Origin of the sequence: Acidianus infernus (assembly GCF_009729545.1) — an archaeon.
Lineage (GTDB): Archaea > Thermoproteota > Thermoprotei_A > Sulfolobales > Sulfolobaceae > Acidianus > Acidianus infernus.
This window is the reverse complement of sequence record NZ_WFIY01000004.1, coordinates 428388-448173: the sequence shown is the minus strand read 5'-3', so window position 1 is coordinate 448173 and position 19786 is coordinate 428388. Positions and strand designations below refer to the sequence as shown.

Genomic DNA, 19786 nt, shown 5'->3' with positions numbered 1-19786 from the left:
AATTATAGCTTAACTTTTTACTTAGATGACTTATCTAACCTCATGATAGAAGAAATACAGAGTTATTTAGTCAGGATAGAGAAAAAACTCACAGAAAGATTTGATAATAGGGAGAAACTTCTCCTCTTGTCTAGAGAATTGATAAGAGTTTGCGGAGAAACAATCTCGCTTTCGCATAGACAAAAGAAGGAAGAAGCATTAAAGAAATATGAGGAGGCAGTACAGAAAGCCAAGGAGATTGAACAAATAGTTAACCAATATCCAGAATTACTTTACGGTGATGTCGGTACTTCTTTTCAAGAACTTGCTGAGGCTAGCGTGGTAATTAATATGTATTTCGGCGGGAAGTTATACCTTGCTGATGAGCTAGGAATTCCAGACATGTACTATGTATTAGGCATAGCAGATGCAGTTGGCGAAATGAGAAGGGCAATTCTAGAGTTCCTTAGGAAAGGGGATTATGAAAATGCGGATAAATTCTTCAACTACATGGAAACAATCTATGAGGAATTATGGAAGTTTGAATACCCAAAGTCGTTAATCCCTGGTTTAAGGCAAAAAATCGACGCTTTAAGGAGAATTTTAGAAGAAACCAGACATGACTTATTTCTAGCTAAATTAGGAAAAGTTTGAAACAATGTAATCAACAAGTTTTTCGGCAACGTTTATGCCAGTAGCTAGCATAAATCCTTTAAATTCTGGCGTGTCATTAAGTTCATTTATCACATAACCTTTACTTGAATGCTCTAGTATGTCTATTGAAATGAACTCTCCGTTTACTACGCTAGCAGCCTTTAATGCAGTCTCTCTTAATTTCTCATCAATTATTATTGGCGAAGGAGTGCCTCCCAGAGCTACATTAGCTCTCCATTCATTTGGAGGGATATTTCTAGCGTAACAACCTAACAATTCCTTACCTATAACTATACATCTTATATCCCTATTTTTCTCTTTGATGTATTCTTGAACTATATGAACTTTTAGTGCAGAATTTCCTAGCATTTCCCTGTGCTCTATAATTGTTTTTCCCTCAAATATATCCCTTATTAAAGATACCATTCTACCCCAGCTTCCTATTGGTGGTTTATCTATCAATGGAAATCCTATTTGTTCATATGCCTTTAATGTAGCATCTGGAGACATTGCTATTACTGAATCTGGTATAGGAACTCCAGCCTTGAAAAGCTTAGAATACGTTAGTATTTTATCTCCTGCCACAGTAATTACTTCGGAAGAATTTATCGTATGAACTCCTACGCTTTCAAATACTGCAGCAGAGTAAAGAGATCTATACATACTAATAGCCCTAATTAGTGCCACGTCATATCTATCTAAAGCTCTATTGAATGGCAGAGGCTCTTGTGCTACATTTATTACGTCATATTGAATTCCTTTATCGTTTAAACTTTTTACTATCATTTTTTCCTCTTGCCTTATTATATCTACTACTAAAGCTACCCTCATATTCCACCACCGTAATCCCTCATTTCATAATACGTTAACCTTGAATTGAGAAAACCTTGAGTAAGTTCCTTACCAAGCCTTCCGTTAAGTACTAATGGTACATTATAATCCACTGCCTCCCTTCTAACGTAGTAATCTATATTCTTTAAGTAACCGTTAGTAATTATAATGCCTATTTTAGAGGTAGTAATTAAATCTACGGCAGTCCTCGAATCTACCTCTTCCTCATCCTTTAATGGCACTTCCTTTAAGGTTATAACTTCCATACCGTATTTCCTTAAATTATTTGCAGCCTCCTTTAGGTACTCTTCGTTTCCTATCCCATAAACTAAGGCATATTTTCCTTTTTCTGGTAATTTATTAGGAGTGACTGATAGCCAACTCTTAACTAACGCATCGTAAAAATCAATTCCGAAAGCTGCTGCTTCACCAGTACTTCTCATCTCTGGCCCTAACATTGGATATCCTCCCCTTATTTGCGTCCAAGAGAACTGAGGAGATTTAACTGCCCAAGCCTTTGACGGTGGTTCATAAAACTCGTCAAGGTTTAAGCCATTTATTATTGCATCTAGTGCCTTCTCTATTATATTAACTCCTTTAGCCTTACTGCTGAATGGCATAGATCTACTAGCCCTTAAGTTCAGCTCTATAATATAAGGAGTATTATCTTTTACCACAAATTGTAAATTGAAAGGTCCCTTAATTTCAATTTCTCTAGCTATTTGTAACGCATATTCCTTCATTTGCTTAACTACTCCTTCTTCTAATTTTCTAGTTGGTATACTCATAGTAGCATCTCCGCTATGAACGCCTGCTTCTTCAACATGTTCAATGACTACTCCTATTACTCCTCTTCCGTCACTTGCGGCATCTATTTCTGCTTCTATTGCATTATCCAAATACTTTGATATAACAATTGGATATTTAGTTGAGATTTTCAAGTTATTGATGAAATTAAATAATTCTTGCTCGTTATAAACTATTCTCATGGAAGATCCGCTTAGTACGTAACTTGGCCTAATTAATAATGGGAATCCAACTTCTCCAACGAATTTCTTAACTTCTTCTATAGATGATGCAGAAATCCACGGCGGTTGTTTTATGCCTAATTTATCAAGAAGCTTAGAGAACTTTTCCCTATCTTCTGCTATGTCTACACTATGCCCTGCTGTACCTAATAATCTAATTCCAGAATCTTCTAACAGTTTAGCTAAATCGTTTCCTATTTGCCCTCCAGTAAAGGTTGCTACATACCTAAAGTTCTCTTTGTTCACAATGTCGAGTATTCTTTCTAACGTTAATTCATCAAAGTATAATTTCTTTGCAACGTCCCAGTCAGTTGACACTGTCTCCGGGTTATAATTAAGTATTGCTACTTCATCAAAGTATTTTGATGCAGCATCGAGTAAACTTACTACGCTCCAATCAAATTCTACAGAAACTCCTATCCTAAATCCTCCTGCTCCAAGGATTAGTAACTTGTTTGCGTTAGTTGAAAATTCTATGTCATCTTCGCTGCCATTATATGTTAAATAAAGGTAATTAGTTACCGCAGGCCATTCTCCAGCTAAAGTGTCTATTTGCTTAACTACTGGTTTTATTCCTTCTATCTCCCTTATTTTCCTAATCTCTTCTACACTCTTATTCACTTTCTTAGCAATTTGCTCGTCACTAAATCCTAGCTTTTTAGCTTCAATTAATGTATCTTTGCTCACTTCTTTTAAATTCTCGTAAAATTCAACTAATTTCTTTATTTTATTAAGGAAGAACTTATCTATACCCGTTGCCTCATATACTTCGTCTATTGTAGCTCCTTCTTTAAAGGCCTTAGCAGCATACAAGAACCAGTATGGATACCTTTCTTTCAAGTATTTTAGAAGTTCATTCTTAGTTAGAAGTGAATTATATACCTTTCCTCCAACAACTCCCGGCTCTCCAATGTCTAACATCCTTACAGCCTTTTGTAACGCCTCTTCAAACGATCTTCCTATGCTCATGACTTCTCCTATACTTTTCATTTCTGTTCCTAGCGACATCTCCGCGTTTTCAAACTTCTGTAAGTCCCATCTTGGTATTTTAATTACTATATAATCTAAACTTGGCTCGAAGCACGCGCACGTTGAACCAGAAACCTTGTTCAAAACTTCATATAAAGAATATCCTAAAGCTAACTTTGCGGAAACATATGCCAAAGGATATCCTGTAGCTTTACTGGCTAAGGCACTACTCCTAGACATCCTTGGATTCGTCTCAATAATATAATGAGTATAACTATTAGGATCGAGAGCAAACTGTACATTACATTCTCCTACTAAATCAATGGATTTTGCTACGAGTTCGGCCTTAGTCCTCATGTCTTGGTATTCTTGATTATCCAAAGTTTGGCACGGCGCAACTACTGTAGATTCTCCAGTATGCACTCCCATAGGATCTAAATTCTCTATACAAGCTATTACAGCAGAATTTCCTTTACTGTCTCTCATTACTTCATATTCAATTTCCTTCCAATGGTACAAGTATTTCTCTATTAATACTTCATGAGTGTAACTCTGAGAAAATGCTCTTCCTATGTCCCTTCTAAGCATTTCCTCGTCCCAAGCTACTGTAGATCCCCTACCTCCTAAGTTAAAACTTACTCTAACCATTACTGGGTATCCTATTTCCCTAGCCTTCTGTATAGCCTCTTCCTCAGTTTTAGCAGATAAACTTGGAGGTACTGGTAAATTAACATTAATCATCGTTTCCCTGAATTTTTCCCTACTTAATGCCTTTTCTATTCCTTCGATCGGAGTCCCTAATACCTTTACTCCGTACTTTTGTAGGATACCTCTTTTATATAAATCCACACCTACGTTTAACGCGGTCTGTCCTCCAAAGCCTATCATTATGCCGTCAGGTCTCTCTTGCTCAATGACCTTCTCTATTGCCCACCATGTGACTGGTAACATGTATATCTTATCTGCCATTTTATAACTAGTTTGAACTGTTGCCACGTTAGAGTTTACTAATATTGTCTGTATTCCCTCTTCCTTAAGCGCTTTTAATGCTTGACTACCACTATAATCAAATTCTGCAGCTTCTGCCACTTTTATTGGTCCTGAACCTACAACTAATACCTTTTTAAGGTCTACCACTTTCAATCACCTTTTTAAATTTATCAAATACCCAAGTTACATCCCAAGGGCCAGGTCTAGCCTCTGGGTGAAATTGAGTAGTAATTATAGGTAGTTTATTATGTATCATTCCTTCAACTACTCCATCATCTGGATTATAGAACCAGACTTTCATATCCTTTGGAACATCTTCCTTGAACACTCCATAGCCGTGATTATGCGTTGTAATATAACATTTATTATCAGTGACATCTATGATGGGCTTATTTATCGCTCTATGGCCATACTTCATTTTCCTTACATTTCCTCCCAAAGCTAGGGAAGTAATCTGGTGGCCTAAACAAATTCCCATTATAGGAATTTTATATTCTACAATGTCCTTGTAAGTTTTTATCAGTCCTTGGAGTAATTTTGGATTTCCCGGACCATTACCAAATACCACGCCTTGAGGAGAATAATCCATGATTTGGTTTGCAGTAAAATTGCATGGTACTCTTACTACAGTATATCCCCTAGAGTTTAGCTGATAAAGTATGCCGTGTTTTATTCCGCAATCTACAACTACTATTATTCCTTTTCCACTACCTTGATGAATTATAGGTGATTTGGGCGAAGTAAATTGAGTAAAGTCTATTTCATCGTATTTCTTTTCCAAATATTTCTTAGGCTCATCTAATTCTATTCCAGAGGATATTACACCCATCATTACTCCCTTATTCCTGACCTTCTTTACTAGCATTCTTGTATCAACGTCTGAAACTCCAGGAACTCCTTCAGATTTTAACCAATCGTGAAGGGACATTTGCGAATTCCACTTATATGGATCTGTCTCCTCTGCAACTACTAAACCTTCAACTTGTATTCTTTCAGACTCAAAATTCCTTAAAATTCCGTTTTCTACTATGGGTTTAGGAATTCCGTAATTACCTACTAGCGGATGTGTAATTATTAGTATTTGCCCTCTGTAAGATGGATCTGTTAAACTCTCTGGGTAACCGTTCATTGAAGTAGTAAAAACTACTTCACCTGCTCTTATTCCCTTAGCTCCAAAACCACAACCTTCAATTAGTGTTCCGTCTTCAAGATATATATAGCCTTTATAGCCCCTCTTGCAAATCATTTTCAATCGCCTTTAATTGGGATATTTTATTTGAAATTTTTGTCTTGAATTCATTTAGTCTCATTTTATTTTCCTCAATTCTATCTTTTGCCTTCTTAATATCATTTTTAAGTATTTCAGGATTTGGAGATCCTTCAGTTTTCTTTAAATTTATAGATTCTTTGAAATTTATTGAAGGAGTAAAGATGCCCTTCATAACTTTAGAAGAGACTTCAAAATAAGCTTTTCTATAAGGAATACCCTGCAAAGAAATGCTCTCAGCTTCGTCAGTAGCTAACATTGAATTATCAAGAGTAGCAGGTAAAATCTCAATGTTCTCAAATAAAGATTTCATGACAGAGAGAGAACTCTTTACATAATTGAAGGAATACCAATAGTACTTGTTCATTTCCTGCATATCTAAATCATAGCCTGAGGGCAATCCCTTATATATTGACGATAAAGATGTGAAGAAGCCTATTAATTCTCCCGCCTTAGCTCTCATTATTTCCATAGTTACCGGGTTCCTTTTCTGTGGCATTAAACTACTAGTACTTACTTGATTGTCTGGAAGTTTAACTAATTTCATTGAGGAGAATATTATCATATCTTCTGCAATCCTGCTTAGTATTAAACTTAGGATTACCATGCCACTTACAGATGAAATTAAGTCTATTCTTGAAGACGATGCCGAAATAGTGTTAGTTATTATATCGTCAAAGCCTAACATTTCTGCCTCCCTTTCTCTATTTATATTCACAGTGCTTCCAACTATTGCTCCACTGCCTAATGGAGACCTATTTACTAGCTTTAAGTTTGAAAATATTATTTCCCAAGCTGAGTAAAGCTCTTCCTCTATATAGCTCAAATAATGCCCAAAAGTTGTAGGTTGTGCAGGTTGCAAGTGGGTGAAAGCTGGAAATATAACATTAAGAAATTGCTCAGCCTTATTTAATAGAACTTCCCTTAATTTTATTATTTCATCTAATATTGAAAGCAATTCTTCTCTGGCTTTCAACCTCAATGCAGTTGCTACGTGGTCGTTCCTACTTCTACCTAATCCTATCCATCCCCCTTCTTCTCCGACTTTCTTTATTATATAATCCTCTAATGCCTCGTGGACGTCTTCATAACCACTTGGAATTTCCTTAAAATCGTTTATAGCAGAGAGTATTTTTCCAGCTATTTCTTTACTTATTATCTTGTTCAAATAAAGTTCTATTACATGAGCTTTCATAGTTAACTTAACTTCCTCTATTATCTCTTTATCAGAATCTATAGATGAAGTAAATAAAACAACCTCATCTTCTGAAGAGCCCCATTTCCTATAAAGCATTAAGAACTCCTCACCTTCCTAGCTAATAGTGAGTGCATTCCCCAAATTTCTATGAATCCCTTAGCCATCTCTTCTGTAGGATACCACCCCTTATTATATGATGCTATCTTATCGGAGTAAGGAGAGTAAGGAGAATTCCTGCCCAGTATTCTTAAACCGTTTTCTCCAATCTCCACTTCTACTTCTCCAGTAACCCAATTATTCATATCAACTCCAACTTTTTGTAAAGTTTCCCTCAAAGGTTCGTACCATAAACCTTGATAAACTAAGTCACTCCATTGAGAATCTATGCTTTTCTTAAACCTAAGCTCTAATGGAGTGTAAACAGTTTTTTCCAAATCCTTATGAGCATAAATTAGACAAAGAGCCGCTGGTGCTTCGTAAACTTCCCTGGATTTAAATCCTACAACCCTATTTTCTAAGTGATCCACCCTTCCAAAGCCTAAGCTTCCAGCTATCTTATTTAGGTTATCTATTAAATTTAATAAAGGCATTTTTTCTCCATTTAACGCAACTGGTACTCCTTTCTCAAAAGTTATGATGATTTTCTCTTTACTTTTTGTCGATGTTTTTCTTGTCAATTCAAATGCGTCTTCTGGGACTTCCTTTGAAGGGTCTTCAATTATGTCGCCTTCAATACTTCTGCCCCATAGATTCTCATCTATGCTATATTTATTACTCTCTTCTTTTATTGGAATTCCGCGTTCTTTAGCATATTTGATTTCTGTTTCCCTGGTCATATTCCAACTTCTTGCAGGCGTTATTATTTTCGCGTCTGGCATGTGCGCCTTAATTGCTAAATCAAACCTTACTTGATCGTTACCTTTAGACGTTGAGCCGTGAGCTATGTATTCTGTTCCTTCTTTTTTAGCTATTTCTACAACTTTTTCTGCTATTAAAGGCCTTGCTAAAGCTGTTGATAATGGGTAAACATCTTCATAAAGACCATTCATTATGATATCATATTTCACGAATTTTTCTACAAATTCTTCTTTAGCATCTATTGTATAATGCTTAGACGAACCAGCTATGTAAGCTCTTTCTTCTAATTTTTTAAAATCCTCTTTCTGTCCTACATCAACGCTTACAGTTATCACATCAGCTTGATATTTTTCCTTAAGCCATCTTATAGATACTGTAGTATCTAACCCTCCCGAGTAAGCTAAAACTATTTTCATTTCAAGAAAACGGGTTACATTAGAGTTAAAAGCTATGAAGATAATGAAAATAACGTATTTCTCTATAGAGGTAATGTTGAAGGATTGCCTTAAAAATCTCTATATATAGATCTAACTAAACTTTTATGAAATTTTACCAAGCTTCTTAGTTAAATAGAATTTTAGTGCTTCTTTTATGAACTCCGTTCTATTATCGAAGCCTAATTCTTTATATTTTCTGTCAACTTCTCTTACCAGCTCTTCTTTTAATCTTACACTAATTACTTTCCTCATAATAATCATTTTATCAAGAATGTTAAGGTAATAAAAAAGGATTTAGGTTTGATGAAAGATGGATCAAAATAAATAGATCTTAAATAAAATTTGCTTCAGTTTAACTTGCTGATGTAAGTATTACGGCTTTGGCTTTCTTAGCTCTTATCTCGTCTAATTTCTCCATCATACTCTTAATTGCAAGAGTGAGTTGGTCTTTATGATACTTTCTTACGTGCTCTTCCGCATCTTCTCTAGCAACTATTGTATTGCATATTGTGCATGTATAAACTCCATTTTCATCTCTAGTAATAATAGGTTTAACGTCAACTGAAATTTGCTTAAGTATCGGAATAATTTTCTTTGCTCTACACTCGCTACCGCTCTTTTCAATAATCCTTTGAGCATAGCCTCTAAGTTGATGCTTTGATATATTATATCTATGTGCGACTATTGCCGGGCCTTCGCCATTAACTAAGTATTCCTCTAGAGCATTTAATAGATAGTCGCTTCCTCCTAATATTTTTAAAGCTACATAATTTATTAAAGATTTCATATCTATTGGTTTCATATGTATAGTCACCAGACAGAACATTATGATTTAGAGTTTAAAAGGTATTCATTAAATTCTATAAATAGAGAACAGCGTTCTTATATGTAAAGATTGTTATACCACTACCTTCTGAAACTTTTCCAATTTCATAAACTTCGACGAATTTCTGAATATTTTTCATTACATCGTCCTTATACTCTGGAGAGGTGAAAACAACCATACCAATGCCCATGTTGAAAACTTTATACATTTCCTCGTGAGAGACTCCGGCTTTCTCAATTTCTTTGAATATATCCTGTGGTTCTGGCATTTTAAGTTCTATATGATAATTCGTTATCCTCCTAAGCTTAGAAAATGAACCACCAGTTATATGAGCGGCGGCCTTTATCATTGGTAAAACTGAAAGTATAGGTTTAACGTATATTTTAGTAGGCTTCATAATCTCTTCTTTCCAATCCTCAAACGAAATCTTTCCATCGTCTATTAATTTTCTAACTAAAGAATATCCGTTTGAATGAATACCATTACTTCTTAAACCAAGTATTACATCCCCGGGCTTAACATCATGTCCATCTTTTATCTCATCTACAACTCCTAATGCAGTACACGATAAATCGAAACCGTTTATTACATCTTTCATTATAGCAGTTTCACCTCCAACTATTTCTGCTTCAGACTCAATAGCACCTTTAACTAAGCCTTTCATTACTCCCTTTACTACGTCGTCCATTGGTTTTTCCATTGCAAGATAATCAACTAACGCTAATGGCCTTGCTCCTATAGAAACTAAATCGTTAACGTTCATGGCAACGCAATCAATACCTACTGGTTCAAATATCCCTGATTTAAGCGCTAAAAGAGTCTTAGTTCCAACGCCGTCAGTGTGTAAAGCTAATTTTATTCCATTATAATTTATTACTCCAGAATAGTGCCCTGCCCCCAACAAAACATTCCTATACGTTGACGAAATCTCCTTAGCAATATATTCATGAATTTCTTTAATTTTATTTAAATCTACTCCAGCTTTTTTGTATTCACTCACCATAAACCACCATTGGGAGACCAGTCAGCAGAAACCCCTAAAATTCCGTTCTTTTCTCTATTCTTATAGGCATATCTAACTATTTCTGCCTTCTCTATCATTTCGTTTATACTTCTGCCTATATCAGTTCTGTAAATCATTTTCCTATCACTCGAAATATACGCCATGCACTCGTCTAGCTTTTTGCTCGCCTCATTAAAATCTCCAAAGGCTACTAGTTCTAAGGCTCTAGAACCTTGAGCTATTAATTCGTTTCCTTCGAGAGCAATAGAGCCAAAGTATAATATACATCCTTTTTCCTTTATTTTTTGTAAATCCACATAGAATTTTTGGCCTTTAGCTAAAGATTTATTTAGAGGATATCCATAAGGTGCAATAGCTCTAACTACACTGGGTTCTTCAATGAGGTCAATTTTTGCCTTAGATAATTTACCTTCAGCCATCAGTTCTAAAATTTCACCGAAATTCTTTATCCTAGGAATTATTGCTGAAGCCTCTGGATCCCCTAATCTAGAATAATACTCAATAATTGTAGGACCCCACAAATCTGTCAGCATCATTTGTCCAGATAAGAATCCCTTATATTTCTCCCCAGTTTCTTTTTCTATTGCTTCTGCAGTCATCTTGACAATGTTGAAACTTCTCTCGTACTCTTCTTCATTTATAAATGGAAGTAAATTCTTAGGACCTGATATTGAGCCCATTCCTCCAGTTTCTGGACCTATTCCATCTTGATAGGCGTGTTTATAATCTTGAGCTAAAGGTAAGGGCAAATAAGAAGTGCCGTCAGTTAAAACATGGAGAGTGTATTCGGGACCGTCTACTCTTTCTTCAATTATGATTTTAACTTCGTCGTCAACTACGTATTTACCAATTTCATCAACACTCTTGCTTAATGCCTGCCTTTTCTCGTTAGATAAGTAAGCTTGAATATCTGCTACTACCTTCACTCCCTTTCCTCCTACTTGCTCTGAAGGCTTTATTGCTACAGAACCGCCATAATCTAGAATAAATTTTGCTGCTTCGGCTAGATTTGAAAAAGATTTGAACCTTAACCTGCCAGGAATTTTATATTTCCACATTAACTGCCTCATCCAAACCTTAGATTTTTCAATCATAGCATCTTTATCAATTGGACCTACAACTGGAATTCCTTCTTCATAAAACGCATTAGAGACCCCATGAAATAACGGATCTTCTGGTCCTATTACGCCAAAGTCTGGGTTAACTTGCTTTATTATCTCTTTTACAAAGTCCTTAGAATTAATATTTCCTACGAAGTACTTTCCTCCCGTCCTTTCAACTACATTTTTTATTCCAGGATTTATGAAAGTTGAAATTGCAAATACCTTGTTATTTGATAAGGCTTCTGCTAAGGCGTTCTCTCTAGCGCCATCACCTATTAGAAGTACTTTCTTCTTATTCATTTAAATCACCTTAGGATAGGAATTTAACATACAACCTAAGCATAGTTGTTTGCTTCCTATGACTTTGTAAAGTCCATCTATACTTAACCAATAAATTGAATCAGCCCCTAAAACTTTAGCTATCTCTTCTTCACTTAGATTTGCAGCTATTAATTCTGAAGATTGAGGAACTTCTACTCCATATGGACAGTAAGAAATCAATTTAGGGCTTCCTATAAGTACGTGAACTTCTTTAGCACCCATCTTTCTTAGGCTAAATATGGTGTTCTTTAGAGTTGTTCCCGTAACCATAGAATCGTCGATTAATATTACTCTTTTACCAAATACAGCTGATTTTATGACATTAAGCTTTAACTGTACTCCTACTATTTTCATAAAATCGTTAGAGGCTAACATTGTCCTTATAGGGCTTCCAGTTCTTGTGAATCCTAAGTCTAACGGTATTCCAGTAACTCTAGAGTAACCTATAGCAAAAGGAATTGCAGTGTCTGGAACTCCTATTACTGTGTCAGCATCTATTGGTCTCTCCCTCGCAAGTTCTTCGCCAATTCTTATTCTTAATTCATAGATGGATTTCTCATTTACGAAACTGTCAATTCTAGCCTGATAAATATATTCAATTGAGCAGTAGCTTTTTCTAGGTTCTTTCAATTTTTTACTTTCTATATTGTATTTATCAAGAATTATCATTTCGCCAGGATTTATTTCTCTCCTAAATTCCCCACCTATAACGCTCATTGCAGTCATTTCAGACGCTATAATTGCCATATCAAAACCAAAACCACCTATTGCTAAAGGCTTAAGTCCACTTTCATCGCGATATGCAATTATCTTACCTTCTGAAGTAAGAGCTATTAAAGAGAACGCCCCTCTTACGTCTTTTAAACCCTCGGGACTTGATAATATCTTATCTGCAACTAGTTTAGGATCTTCTTTTATTACTCCATCTATGACCAAAGCAACGTCATCGAAAACCATTGGATATTCTCCTTTACTCCCAGTATAACCTATTCCTGCCCAACCGTGTTCGTTAATTTCTATATCTTCTGGAGGAGAAGAGAAATGACCAGATGATATTTTGTCGTTAAGTATAGCGTATCCAGAGCTAGAATAACCCCTATGCTGTAACCCCATCAATGAGTATTTCATAAACTTCGAGATATTCCAAATTTTATCAAATGCCAAAATTCCTACTATTCCTGCCATTTTTATCACCTATTAAATACGCTTTCCATAACCTGTAAGGGATAGTTTCTCTTAAGAGGATATATACCAGTAAAGCAAGCAGTGCATAAACTATCTCTACCTATTGCCTTTTTCATTTCGTCTACGGTTAAATATTCTATGCTATCCGCCCCTAGAATTTTGGCAATTTCATCCTCATTTTTATTTGAGGCTATCAACTCACTCCTACTTGGGAAATCGATTCCCATGTAGCAAGGATATTTTATCATAGGAGAACCAACTCTCACGTGAATCTCTTCTGCACCAGAATTTCTTAATAACGTGATTATTCTCTTCATAGTATTACCCCTAACTATTGAATCGTCTATAAGAACAATTCTCTTACCTTTAACTACATCTTCAACAATCCCAAACTTTTCCTCAAGCACGGATTTCCTCTTATCATTAGTAGGCATTATAAATGACCTTTTAGACACTATAGTCCTTATTAGGGCTTCTTCTAGCGGAATTTTGCTCTCCTTTGAATAGCCAATCGCAATAGGCCTAGATGACTCAGGGACTGGAACTACAATATCAGCTTTAGCAGGATGGTTTTTAGCTAGAATCTCCCCAAGCCTTATTCTCGACATATAAACTGAAACTCCGTCAATTTTACTATCAGCCCTTGAGAAGTAAATGTACTCAAATGCACAAGTATGGAAACTTGTAGATGGAACTTTATCACTTAGAATTTTACCGTCAGGATTAACCAGAATTATTTCTCCAGGCAAGACGTCCCTGATCACATTTCCTCCTAGTTGTTTTATTGCCGAATCTTCTGAAGAGAAAACTATATTTTCTCCAATTTTACCCATTACTAATGGTCTGAAGCCTTTAGGATCTCTAACTGCTAAAATTCTATTTTTATCATCTAAAATAACCATTGAGTATGCACCATCTGCTACATCCATAAAATGCTTTATAGCATATACAATATCTTTACCCTCCTTAACGTCCTTAGATAGGAAATCTAGAATGAATTCAGTGTCAGTAGAATAATTTCCAAACTCAAAATAATTTGCAATAGTTCCATTAAATGCTATCGAAAGTTTCTCATTGTTTAAAGGCTGTGCTTCCTGCAAAGTAGTTTTTCCAGTGGTAGAATATCTTACATGTCCTATGCTAAATTTTGATTTAATCTGTAAAACTTCCCTCTCATTTAAGGCTTCCTCTACAAGGCCTAAGCCTTTTATAGTCTTAATTCCATCCTCTACGTAAGATATTCCTGCAGATTCTTGGCCTCTATGTTGTAACAATTTAAGTCCCTCATATGTATATTTTACAGAATTCTCTCCTATGGTGGCAAATATTCCGCAGTTCTCCTTAATTTTCATAATCTCGCCTCCAAATAATTGTTATAAATATCTATTTCCTTGGATAAATCATAATAATCTGAATCAATATAAATTCCAGATCCTTTAGTAACTTTACCAATTACTCTAGCAATAGTTCCTTTCTTTTCTGCGAGTCTCGTAAAGAATTGTGAATCATTAGTTAATACTATAAACCTTCCTCCATTCTCTGAAAATAGCTTTGAGTAAATGTCTTCAGCAGTAATAATAGCATCTGTTGAGATAGAAACTGAGTATCCCTTAGTTATTATACTCCATAAAGCTCCTATTAATCCTCCCTTAGAAATGTCTTTTGCATAAGTGATCTTTCCTTCATGTATTCCTTGTATAACAATTTCACTCGAAATTAAATCTTCAGAAAGTCTAGCTTTAGGCAATTTGCCATATTGTCCAAAGATTTTAGTAAATAGTGAAGCTCTCATTTCGTCTCTCGTAATCCCTATAAGAACTATATCCAGACCCTCCTCTATTGAAGGCCTAAAAGGTTTATCTGAAAGGCCTGCCATGACTATCAGTGGCGTTGGCTTTATCGGTTCGCCTTTACTATTCTCGTTATAAAATGATACCTTACCACCTACTATTGGAATATTAAAGAATCTAGCAGCCTCTGAAATTCCTCTAATTGCTTCAACAAATTTTGCATACACCTTTGGTTTTTTAGGATCTCCAAATTGCAAATGATCTACGGCCGCTATTCCTCTAGCTCCAACAGTAGCTAGATTCCTATAAGCTTCCGCAAATATAGCTTTACCGCATTCGTAAGAATCCTCAACGCATAAGTCAGGATTTGCATCACCTTTTATTGCAAGGAATTTACCGTTAGGAAGGAGTAATAATGCAGAATCTGCCTCTCCAGGTTTTATAACAGTAGAAGTACCAACTTCGTAATCGAATTGAGAATAAGCCCATTCTTTATTTACTAAATCTTCAGAAGTAACTATATTCCTTATGGCGTCCTCTATTCTTACGTTAGGTTTTTCATTGATTTTCTGTTCTCCATCTTCTTTTATACCCCATACATAAATTGGTGGAGAGAGTAATAATGATGAAGGGAGCGAAACGACCTCTTTCCCTTCATAAAGGAATTTTATCTTAGGCTCTTCGATAATTTCACCAATAACGGCGCATGGATATTCATAGTATTCAAAGGCCTTACACACTTCTTTTACGTTTTCATCTTTTACAGCATAAAGCATTCTTTCTTGAGTTTCGGATATTATAATATCTTCAGGTTTCATTCCTTTTACCCTAAGAGGCACTTTATCTAAGTTTACTATTGCCCCTAACCCGTTAGCCATCTCAGTGACTGCCACTGCTAATCCTCCACCTCCGAGGTCCTTTATTGCCTCAACCTTGTCAGCTATTTCAAGAGTCACGTCTAGGATTATCTTTCCTGCAAAAGGATCAGCTATTTGAACAGCACCTATTTCGTCCTCTCCGCTTAACTTTCTAGAAGCAAAGGAAGCTCCACCTAAGCCGTCTATTCCAGTCAAACCTGCTAAAACTAACTTTAAGCCAGGTTTTTTAACAACGCTAGGTATAATTTTATCCTTTCTTACTATTCCGACGCAGGCAACATCAACTAGTGGATTATCAGTATAAGAATCGTCGAAGGAAAGCTCTCCTCCAACTACTGGTACTCCTATGCTATTTCCGTAAAATCCTATACCGCTTATTATGCCTTTTAATAACCATCTATTTCTTTCATGCCTTAAACTTCCTACTCTTATCATATCTAACAACGCTATAGGTCTTGCTCCCTTGCTTATTATGTCCCTGATTATTCCTCCTACTCCTGTAGCTGCACCATTAAATGGGTCAATTGCCGAAGGATGATTATGACTTTCAACCTTCATTACAATTGCATAGCCATCTCCAATATCTACCGCACCTGCATCTTGCCAATCTTCTATTCCCATAACGACATTTGGACCTTCGCTTGGCAAGCTTCTTAGGAACACCTTAGACGATTTATAAGAACAATGCTCAGACCATAGCGCATCAATTACTTTTAATTCTTCTTCCTTTGGTTCCCTTTTTAATTCCTTTTTAATTAATTCTAGTTCATAAGATGAAAGGGATATGGTCATTTTCTCAACCCTCTAAGAAGTAATAAACCATCTGTTTGTGAATCTGGGCTAGTTAACTTGAACGAAGCTCTCTCTGGATGTGGCATTAAGCCTATAACGTTGCCCTCTTCATTTGCTATACCAGCAATGTTCAAAATTGAACCATTAGGATTTACTTCTTCTTTTACATTCCCTTTCTCGTCTGAGTACTTAAACACCGCAAGTTTTTCAGCCTCTTCCAGATTATCTAGGTAATATCTTCCTTCAGCGTGAGCTATTGGCATTCTTAATACTTTCTTTTCTAGTCCTTTAGTGATTGCAGTATCAAACCTTACAACCTTAACGTAAACCCATTTACTTATGAATCTCATTTTTAGGTTAGGGAGTAATGCGCCTCTTAGTAATCCACTTTCAACCAATATTTGGAATCCATTGCATATTCCAAGTACTATTTTTCCCTCATTAGCCATTTCCTTAATTTTCTTCATTGTTTCAGTATTTGCAGCAATACTTCCAGCTCTAAGATAATCTCCAAAACTAAAACCACCTGGAATAACAACTGCATTAAACTTATCCGGATCAAAATCCTTGTAACCTACTATGTTGGATTCCACTCCAGCTTCTTTTAAAGCCTTTAAGACGTCAATTTCACAAGTAGTTCCAGGGAATTTAATTACTGCCGTTTTCAATTTTCTCTGCCCTAACAATAATTCTATGAACTATAGGATTGTATAACCTATCTTCATATGCTATTTTCTTCACTAATTCAATTGCCTCTGACTCTTCTTTTACATCAACGCTAAAGCTTAGATATTTTCCAGCCTTGACTTCTTTAACCTTATCAGTTACTTTATTTATTATATAGTTCTTTATTGCCTCTCCTTCTGGATCTCTTATTCCTTCCTTATTAATTATAATTAATTCTACCTTAAACGTTCAAACCACCTTTTCCAGCTTTGAAAGGAATTCTTCATAAGCTTCTTTAACTGTCTTCAAATCGTATCCCTTTCTGTATAAATCCTTATCAAGAATTCTTCCAGTCTTTGGATCTCTTACCCTCATTGAGTCTAAAGTTATTTCATCTCCAATAATCAGCTCATTCCCTAATCTTCCGAATTCCAGTTTAAAATCATAAAGCTCAAATCCCATTTTCCTGATAACATCACGTAAAACTTCATTAACTCTCATCATTACACTTTCAACAACTTCTGCTTCTTTTCTGTTCATTAATTTGAAATATTCTAAGTGATAGTAATTAAGCATTGGATCGTGCATAGAGTCGTCCTTTAGGAAGTATTCTATTATTGGTGGATCAAATATCTCTCCTTCTTTTATTGGAAGCCTTTTTACTATACTTCCAGTTGCTATATTCCTTAGAACTACTTCAACAGGAATCATTTTCAGCTTCTTAGCTATCATAGTCCTTTCATCGTACATGCCAACATAGTGAGTTCTTATTCCGTTCCTTTCAAGAAGCCTAAAAATTAAAGCAGAAGTCTGAGCGTTTATTACACCTTTATTTTCCATGATATCGACTTTTGCTCCGTCGCCCGCGGTTATAGTATCCTTAAATCTAAGGAGAACGTGATCGGAATCGTAAGAAAAAACCTGTTTAGTCTTACCTTCTCCTATGAGCGTCTCCATACAGCTAATTTACACAACCGGTATAAAAACTCTTCTCTAATTACCCTTTATTATTTACTTGTTCAAGTAAATGAAATAGAAGAATAAAGTTAAAAGTCGCGTGGAACAGTTGAACCCATGGAAATTTCAATTGACGATTTTTCAAAAGTAGAATTGAAAGTAGGAGTAATTAAATCTGCAGAAAGGATTGAAGGAACTAGATTACTTAAGTTAATTGTTGACCTTGGTAGCGAAGAAAGGCAAATAATTTCTGGAATAGCTGAGTATTACAGTCCAGAACAATTAATAGGTAAAAAAGTCATAGTTGTAGCAAACTTAAAACCAAAGATGATAAGAGGATTTGAAAGCCAAGGAATGATACTCGCTGCAGGTTGTAAAGAAGATGAAGATAAAGGAATTAAGCCTACATTATTAACAGTAGATGGAGACGTGCCTCCAGGAACAAGAGTATGTTAAATCCTTTTGAAAAATTAAATTGTCCTCCAAAAGTTGAGGATTTGATAAAAATAGTTTTAGGAAGATTACCTAAAATTTCAGGAAATAGCATTAAAGATAGAGAAATTAGAAGACTCATATACTACGACGAACAAGTTAAGAGATATTTAAATTTTGTAAATAGCTTTCCTAGAATAGACAACCTTCATCCCTTCTATAAGGAGGCATTAGAAATAACAGCGGGAAAAAGCGTCGATAATATCAAAATTTGCTTATCTATAATTAATAAAACTTCTCTAACTGCTTCCTCAATTTTAAAACGATACATTAGTGAAATAAGAAAATCTGATGAAACTCTTGCTAATAAATTAATGAGGCAAGCCTTCGGTAGAGTATCTTCTTTACTCAGAAGAAGAAAAGATTGTATAGACTGGATCATTGACGTGACTAAGAGTATGAAGAAAATTAAAAGTATAGACCCAGAAATGCCTACAGTAATAATTGCTGGATCTCCAAACGTTGGTAAATCCACATTAGTCAGTAAGATTTCTTCCGCAAAGCCCGAAATAGCTAATTACCCGTTTACTACAAAAGAAATTCATGTAGGACATTTTGATATTAACGGGGTCAAAGTTCAAGTTATTGACACTCCCGGAATATTAGATAGACCTATGAAGGAAAGAAATCAGATAGAGAGAAAGGCTATTAACGCGATAAAGAATTTGAACGGAATTATTGTTTTCCTATTTGATATTTCTCAACAATCCTTATATTCTCCAAAGGAGCAATTTGATCTTCTTAGAGAAATTCTAGAATTTAACAAGAACGTGATCATTGCTTTAAATAAGATTGATTCTAAGGATGAAAAACTATACGACGAAGTAAGTAAAATGTTAAGGGAAAACTCCCTTAACTTCATGGAAATTAGTGCGGAAAATAACATTGGAATAGATGAGCTTAAGGAAGAAATTAAGAAGAGAGTCCTTGAAATGATCAAGCAGTAACTTTGGCCTTTAAGGATTCTTCAACTAATTTTTGTAACTCCCATAGTTTATCTTTTCCTTTCTTTAGTACTTCGTTGGAAATTTTAACTAAGGTTTTAATTTGATCTTCACTTACTTGTTGTTCTGAATTTTCTCTAAGTAATTGAACAAGTTTTATTCCAGTTTTTAATTCAACTAAAATTCCCTTATTGTTCACGGTTAATACTCCAGAATGCTTAAACCCGGCATTCCTAGCTATTTTTATTATATCCCAAGCTTCTTCCCAATCTTTAGTATAAACGTGAAGAATAGGGCCTTGGGATACAAGCCAAAGTCTGTAAACTTGTGGTTTTTCTAGAATGTCCTTTACGTCGTCTTCTGTTATTCCAAGGTGGTTCTTAAATATTATTGTGGAATTCTTTCTAATCCAAGGTAAATATGAATCAATAATAGTTATTCTCCCGCTACAGCTACTGTATGTAAAACTTTTCTCCCTCTTGAAAAATGTTACAAGCACATCATAAATATCTGGATCCAAATATCCTATCTCTTTATCTCTAATCATTCTTTCATATGCTTTCTTCTTCCATAGTTCCCAGTCATCCATTCCAGATT

General features: G+C 35.3%; 19 protein-coding genes. 3 read left to right on the top strand and 16 right to left on the bottom strand.

Going from position 1 to position 19786, the window contains the following annotated elements; all coding sequences use genetic code 11:
* The first annotated feature begins 42 nt into the window (after positions 1-42).
* Positions 43-633, top strand: a complete 591-nt coding sequence (locus D1867_RS02685; protein WP_155862696.1) for a translin family protein — start codon at positions 43-45, stop codon at positions 631-633.
* Here the strand turns inward: D1867_RS02685 and lysX are convergent.
* The 15 genes from lysX to D1867_RS02610 all read right to left on the bottom strand — a co-directional run bounded on the left by lysX (position 619) and on the right by D1867_RS02610 (position 17753).
* Entirely contained in the window at positions 619-1464 is an 846-nt protein-coding gene (gene lysX / locus D1867_RS02680) for a lysine biosynthesis protein LysX (RefSeq protein WP_155862695.1), read from the bottom strand. The two genes, D1867_RS02685 and lysX, sit on opposite strands and share 15 nt — an antisense overlap.
* Positions 1461-4598, bottom strand: a complete 3138-nt coding sequence (gene carB, locus D1867_RS02675) for a carbamoyl-phosphate synthase (glutamine-hydrolyzing) large subunit (RefSeq protein ID WP_338077937.1) — start codon at positions 4596-4598, stop codon at positions 1461-1463. Before carB ends, lysX begins: the two co-directional genes overlap by 4 nt.
* Positions 4585-5697: a glutamine-hydrolyzing carbamoyl-phosphate synthase small subunit gene (gene carA / locus D1867_RS02670; RefSeq protein WP_155862693.1), complete on the bottom strand. Its 1113-nt coding sequence runs from the start codon at positions 5695-5697 to the stop codon at positions 4585-4587. Before carA ends, carB begins: the two co-directional genes overlap by 14 nt.
* The gene (gene argH, locus D1867_RS02665) at positions 5675-7012 is read right to left on the bottom strand and encodes an argininosuccinate lyase (RefSeq protein WP_155862692.1); all 1338 of its coding nucleotides are present in this window, start codon (positions 7010-7012) and stop codon (positions 5675-5677) included. Before argH ends, carA begins: the two co-directional genes overlap by 23 nt.
* Entirely contained in the window at positions 7012-8190 is a 1179-nt protein-coding gene (locus D1867_RS02660; RefSeq protein ID WP_155862691.1) for an argininosuccinate synthase, read from the bottom strand. The genes argH and D1867_RS02660 overlap by 1 nt, the downstream gene beginning before the upstream one ends.
* A 123-nt stretch (positions 8191-8313) precedes the next feature.
* Entirely contained in the window at positions 8314-8472 is a 159-nt protein-coding gene (locus D1867_RS02655; RefSeq protein WP_240872155.1) for a ribbon-helix-helix domain-containing protein, read from the bottom strand.
* A 91-nt stretch (positions 8473-8563) separates the two neighbouring features.
* On the bottom strand, positions 8564-9013 hold the full coding sequence (locus D1867_RS02650) for a hypothetical protein (RefSeq protein ID WP_048054614.1): 450 nt from the start codon (positions 9011-9013) through the stop codon (positions 8564-8566).
* 58 nt (positions 9014-9071) lie between these two features.
* A complete protein-coding gene (purM, locus tag D1867_RS02645; RefSeq protein ID WP_155862690.1) occupies positions 9072-10040 on the bottom strand; it encodes a phosphoribosylformylglycinamidine cyclo-ligase in 969 nt (322 codons plus the stop codon).
* Entirely contained in the window at positions 10034-11464 is a 1431-nt protein-coding gene (gene purD / locus D1867_RS02640; protein WP_155862689.1) for a phosphoribosylamine--glycine ligase, read from the bottom strand. The genes purM and purD overlap by 7 nt, the downstream gene beginning before the upstream one ends.
* On the bottom strand, positions 11465-12670 hold the full coding sequence (locus D1867_RS02635) for an amidophosphoribosyltransferase (RefSeq protein ID WP_155862688.1): 1206 nt from the start codon (positions 12668-12670) through the stop codon (positions 11465-11467). It abuts the gene before it with no gap.
* A 5-nt stretch (positions 12671-12675) separates the two neighbouring features.
* Entirely contained in the window at positions 12676-14025 is a 1350-nt protein-coding gene (purF, locus tag D1867_RS02630) for an amidophosphoribosyltransferase (RefSeq protein ID WP_338078086.1), read from the bottom strand.
* Positions 14019-16130, bottom strand: a complete 2112-nt coding sequence (gene purL, locus D1867_RS02625; RefSeq protein ID WP_155862686.1) for a phosphoribosylformylglycinamidine synthase subunit PurL — start codon at positions 16128-16130, stop codon at positions 14019-14021. Before purL ends, purF begins: the two co-directional genes overlap by 7 nt.
* Entirely contained in the window at positions 16127-16798 is a 672-nt protein-coding gene (gene purQ / locus D1867_RS02620) for a phosphoribosylformylglycinamidine synthase I (protein ID WP_155862685.1), read from the bottom strand. The genes purL and purQ overlap by 4 nt, the downstream gene beginning before the upstream one ends.
* Positions 16779-17027 (bottom strand): phosphoribosylformylglycinamidine synthase subunit PurS, encoded by a 249-nt coding sequence (locus D1867_RS02615; protein ID WP_338078085.1) that lies wholly within the window; start codon positions 17025-17027, stop codon positions 16779-16781. Before D1867_RS02615 ends, purQ begins: the two co-directional genes overlap by 20 nt.
* A gap of 18 nt (positions 17028-17045) precedes the next feature.
* Positions 17046-17753: a phosphoribosylaminoimidazolesuccinocarboxamide synthase gene (locus D1867_RS02610; protein WP_155862684.1), complete on the bottom strand. Its 708-nt coding sequence runs from the start codon at positions 17751-17753 to the stop codon at positions 17046-17048.
* A 117-nt stretch (positions 17754-17870) separates the two neighbouring features.
* On the opposite strand from D1867_RS02610, the gene metG reads away from it, so the two are divergent.
* Entirely contained in the window at positions 17871-18209 is a 339-nt protein-coding gene (gene metG, locus D1867_RS02605) for a methionine--tRNA ligase subunit beta (protein WP_155862683.1), read from the top strand.
* The gene (locus D1867_RS02600; protein WP_155862682.1) at positions 18203-19192 is read left to right on the top strand and encodes an NOG1 family protein; all 990 of its coding nucleotides are present in this window, start codon (positions 18203-18205) and stop codon (positions 19190-19192) included. Before metG ends, D1867_RS02600 begins: the two co-directional genes overlap by 7 nt.
* Here the strand turns inward: D1867_RS02600 and D1867_RS02595 are convergent.
* Entirely contained in the window at positions 19182-19778 is a 597-nt protein-coding gene (locus D1867_RS02595; protein ID WP_240872154.1) for a tRNA(Phe) 7-((3-amino-3-carboxypropyl)-4-demethylwyosine(37)-N(4))-methyltransferase, read from the bottom strand. The genes D1867_RS02600 and D1867_RS02595 overlap by 11 nt on opposite strands.
* Between the last annotated feature and the right edge of the window lie 8 nt (positions 19779-19786).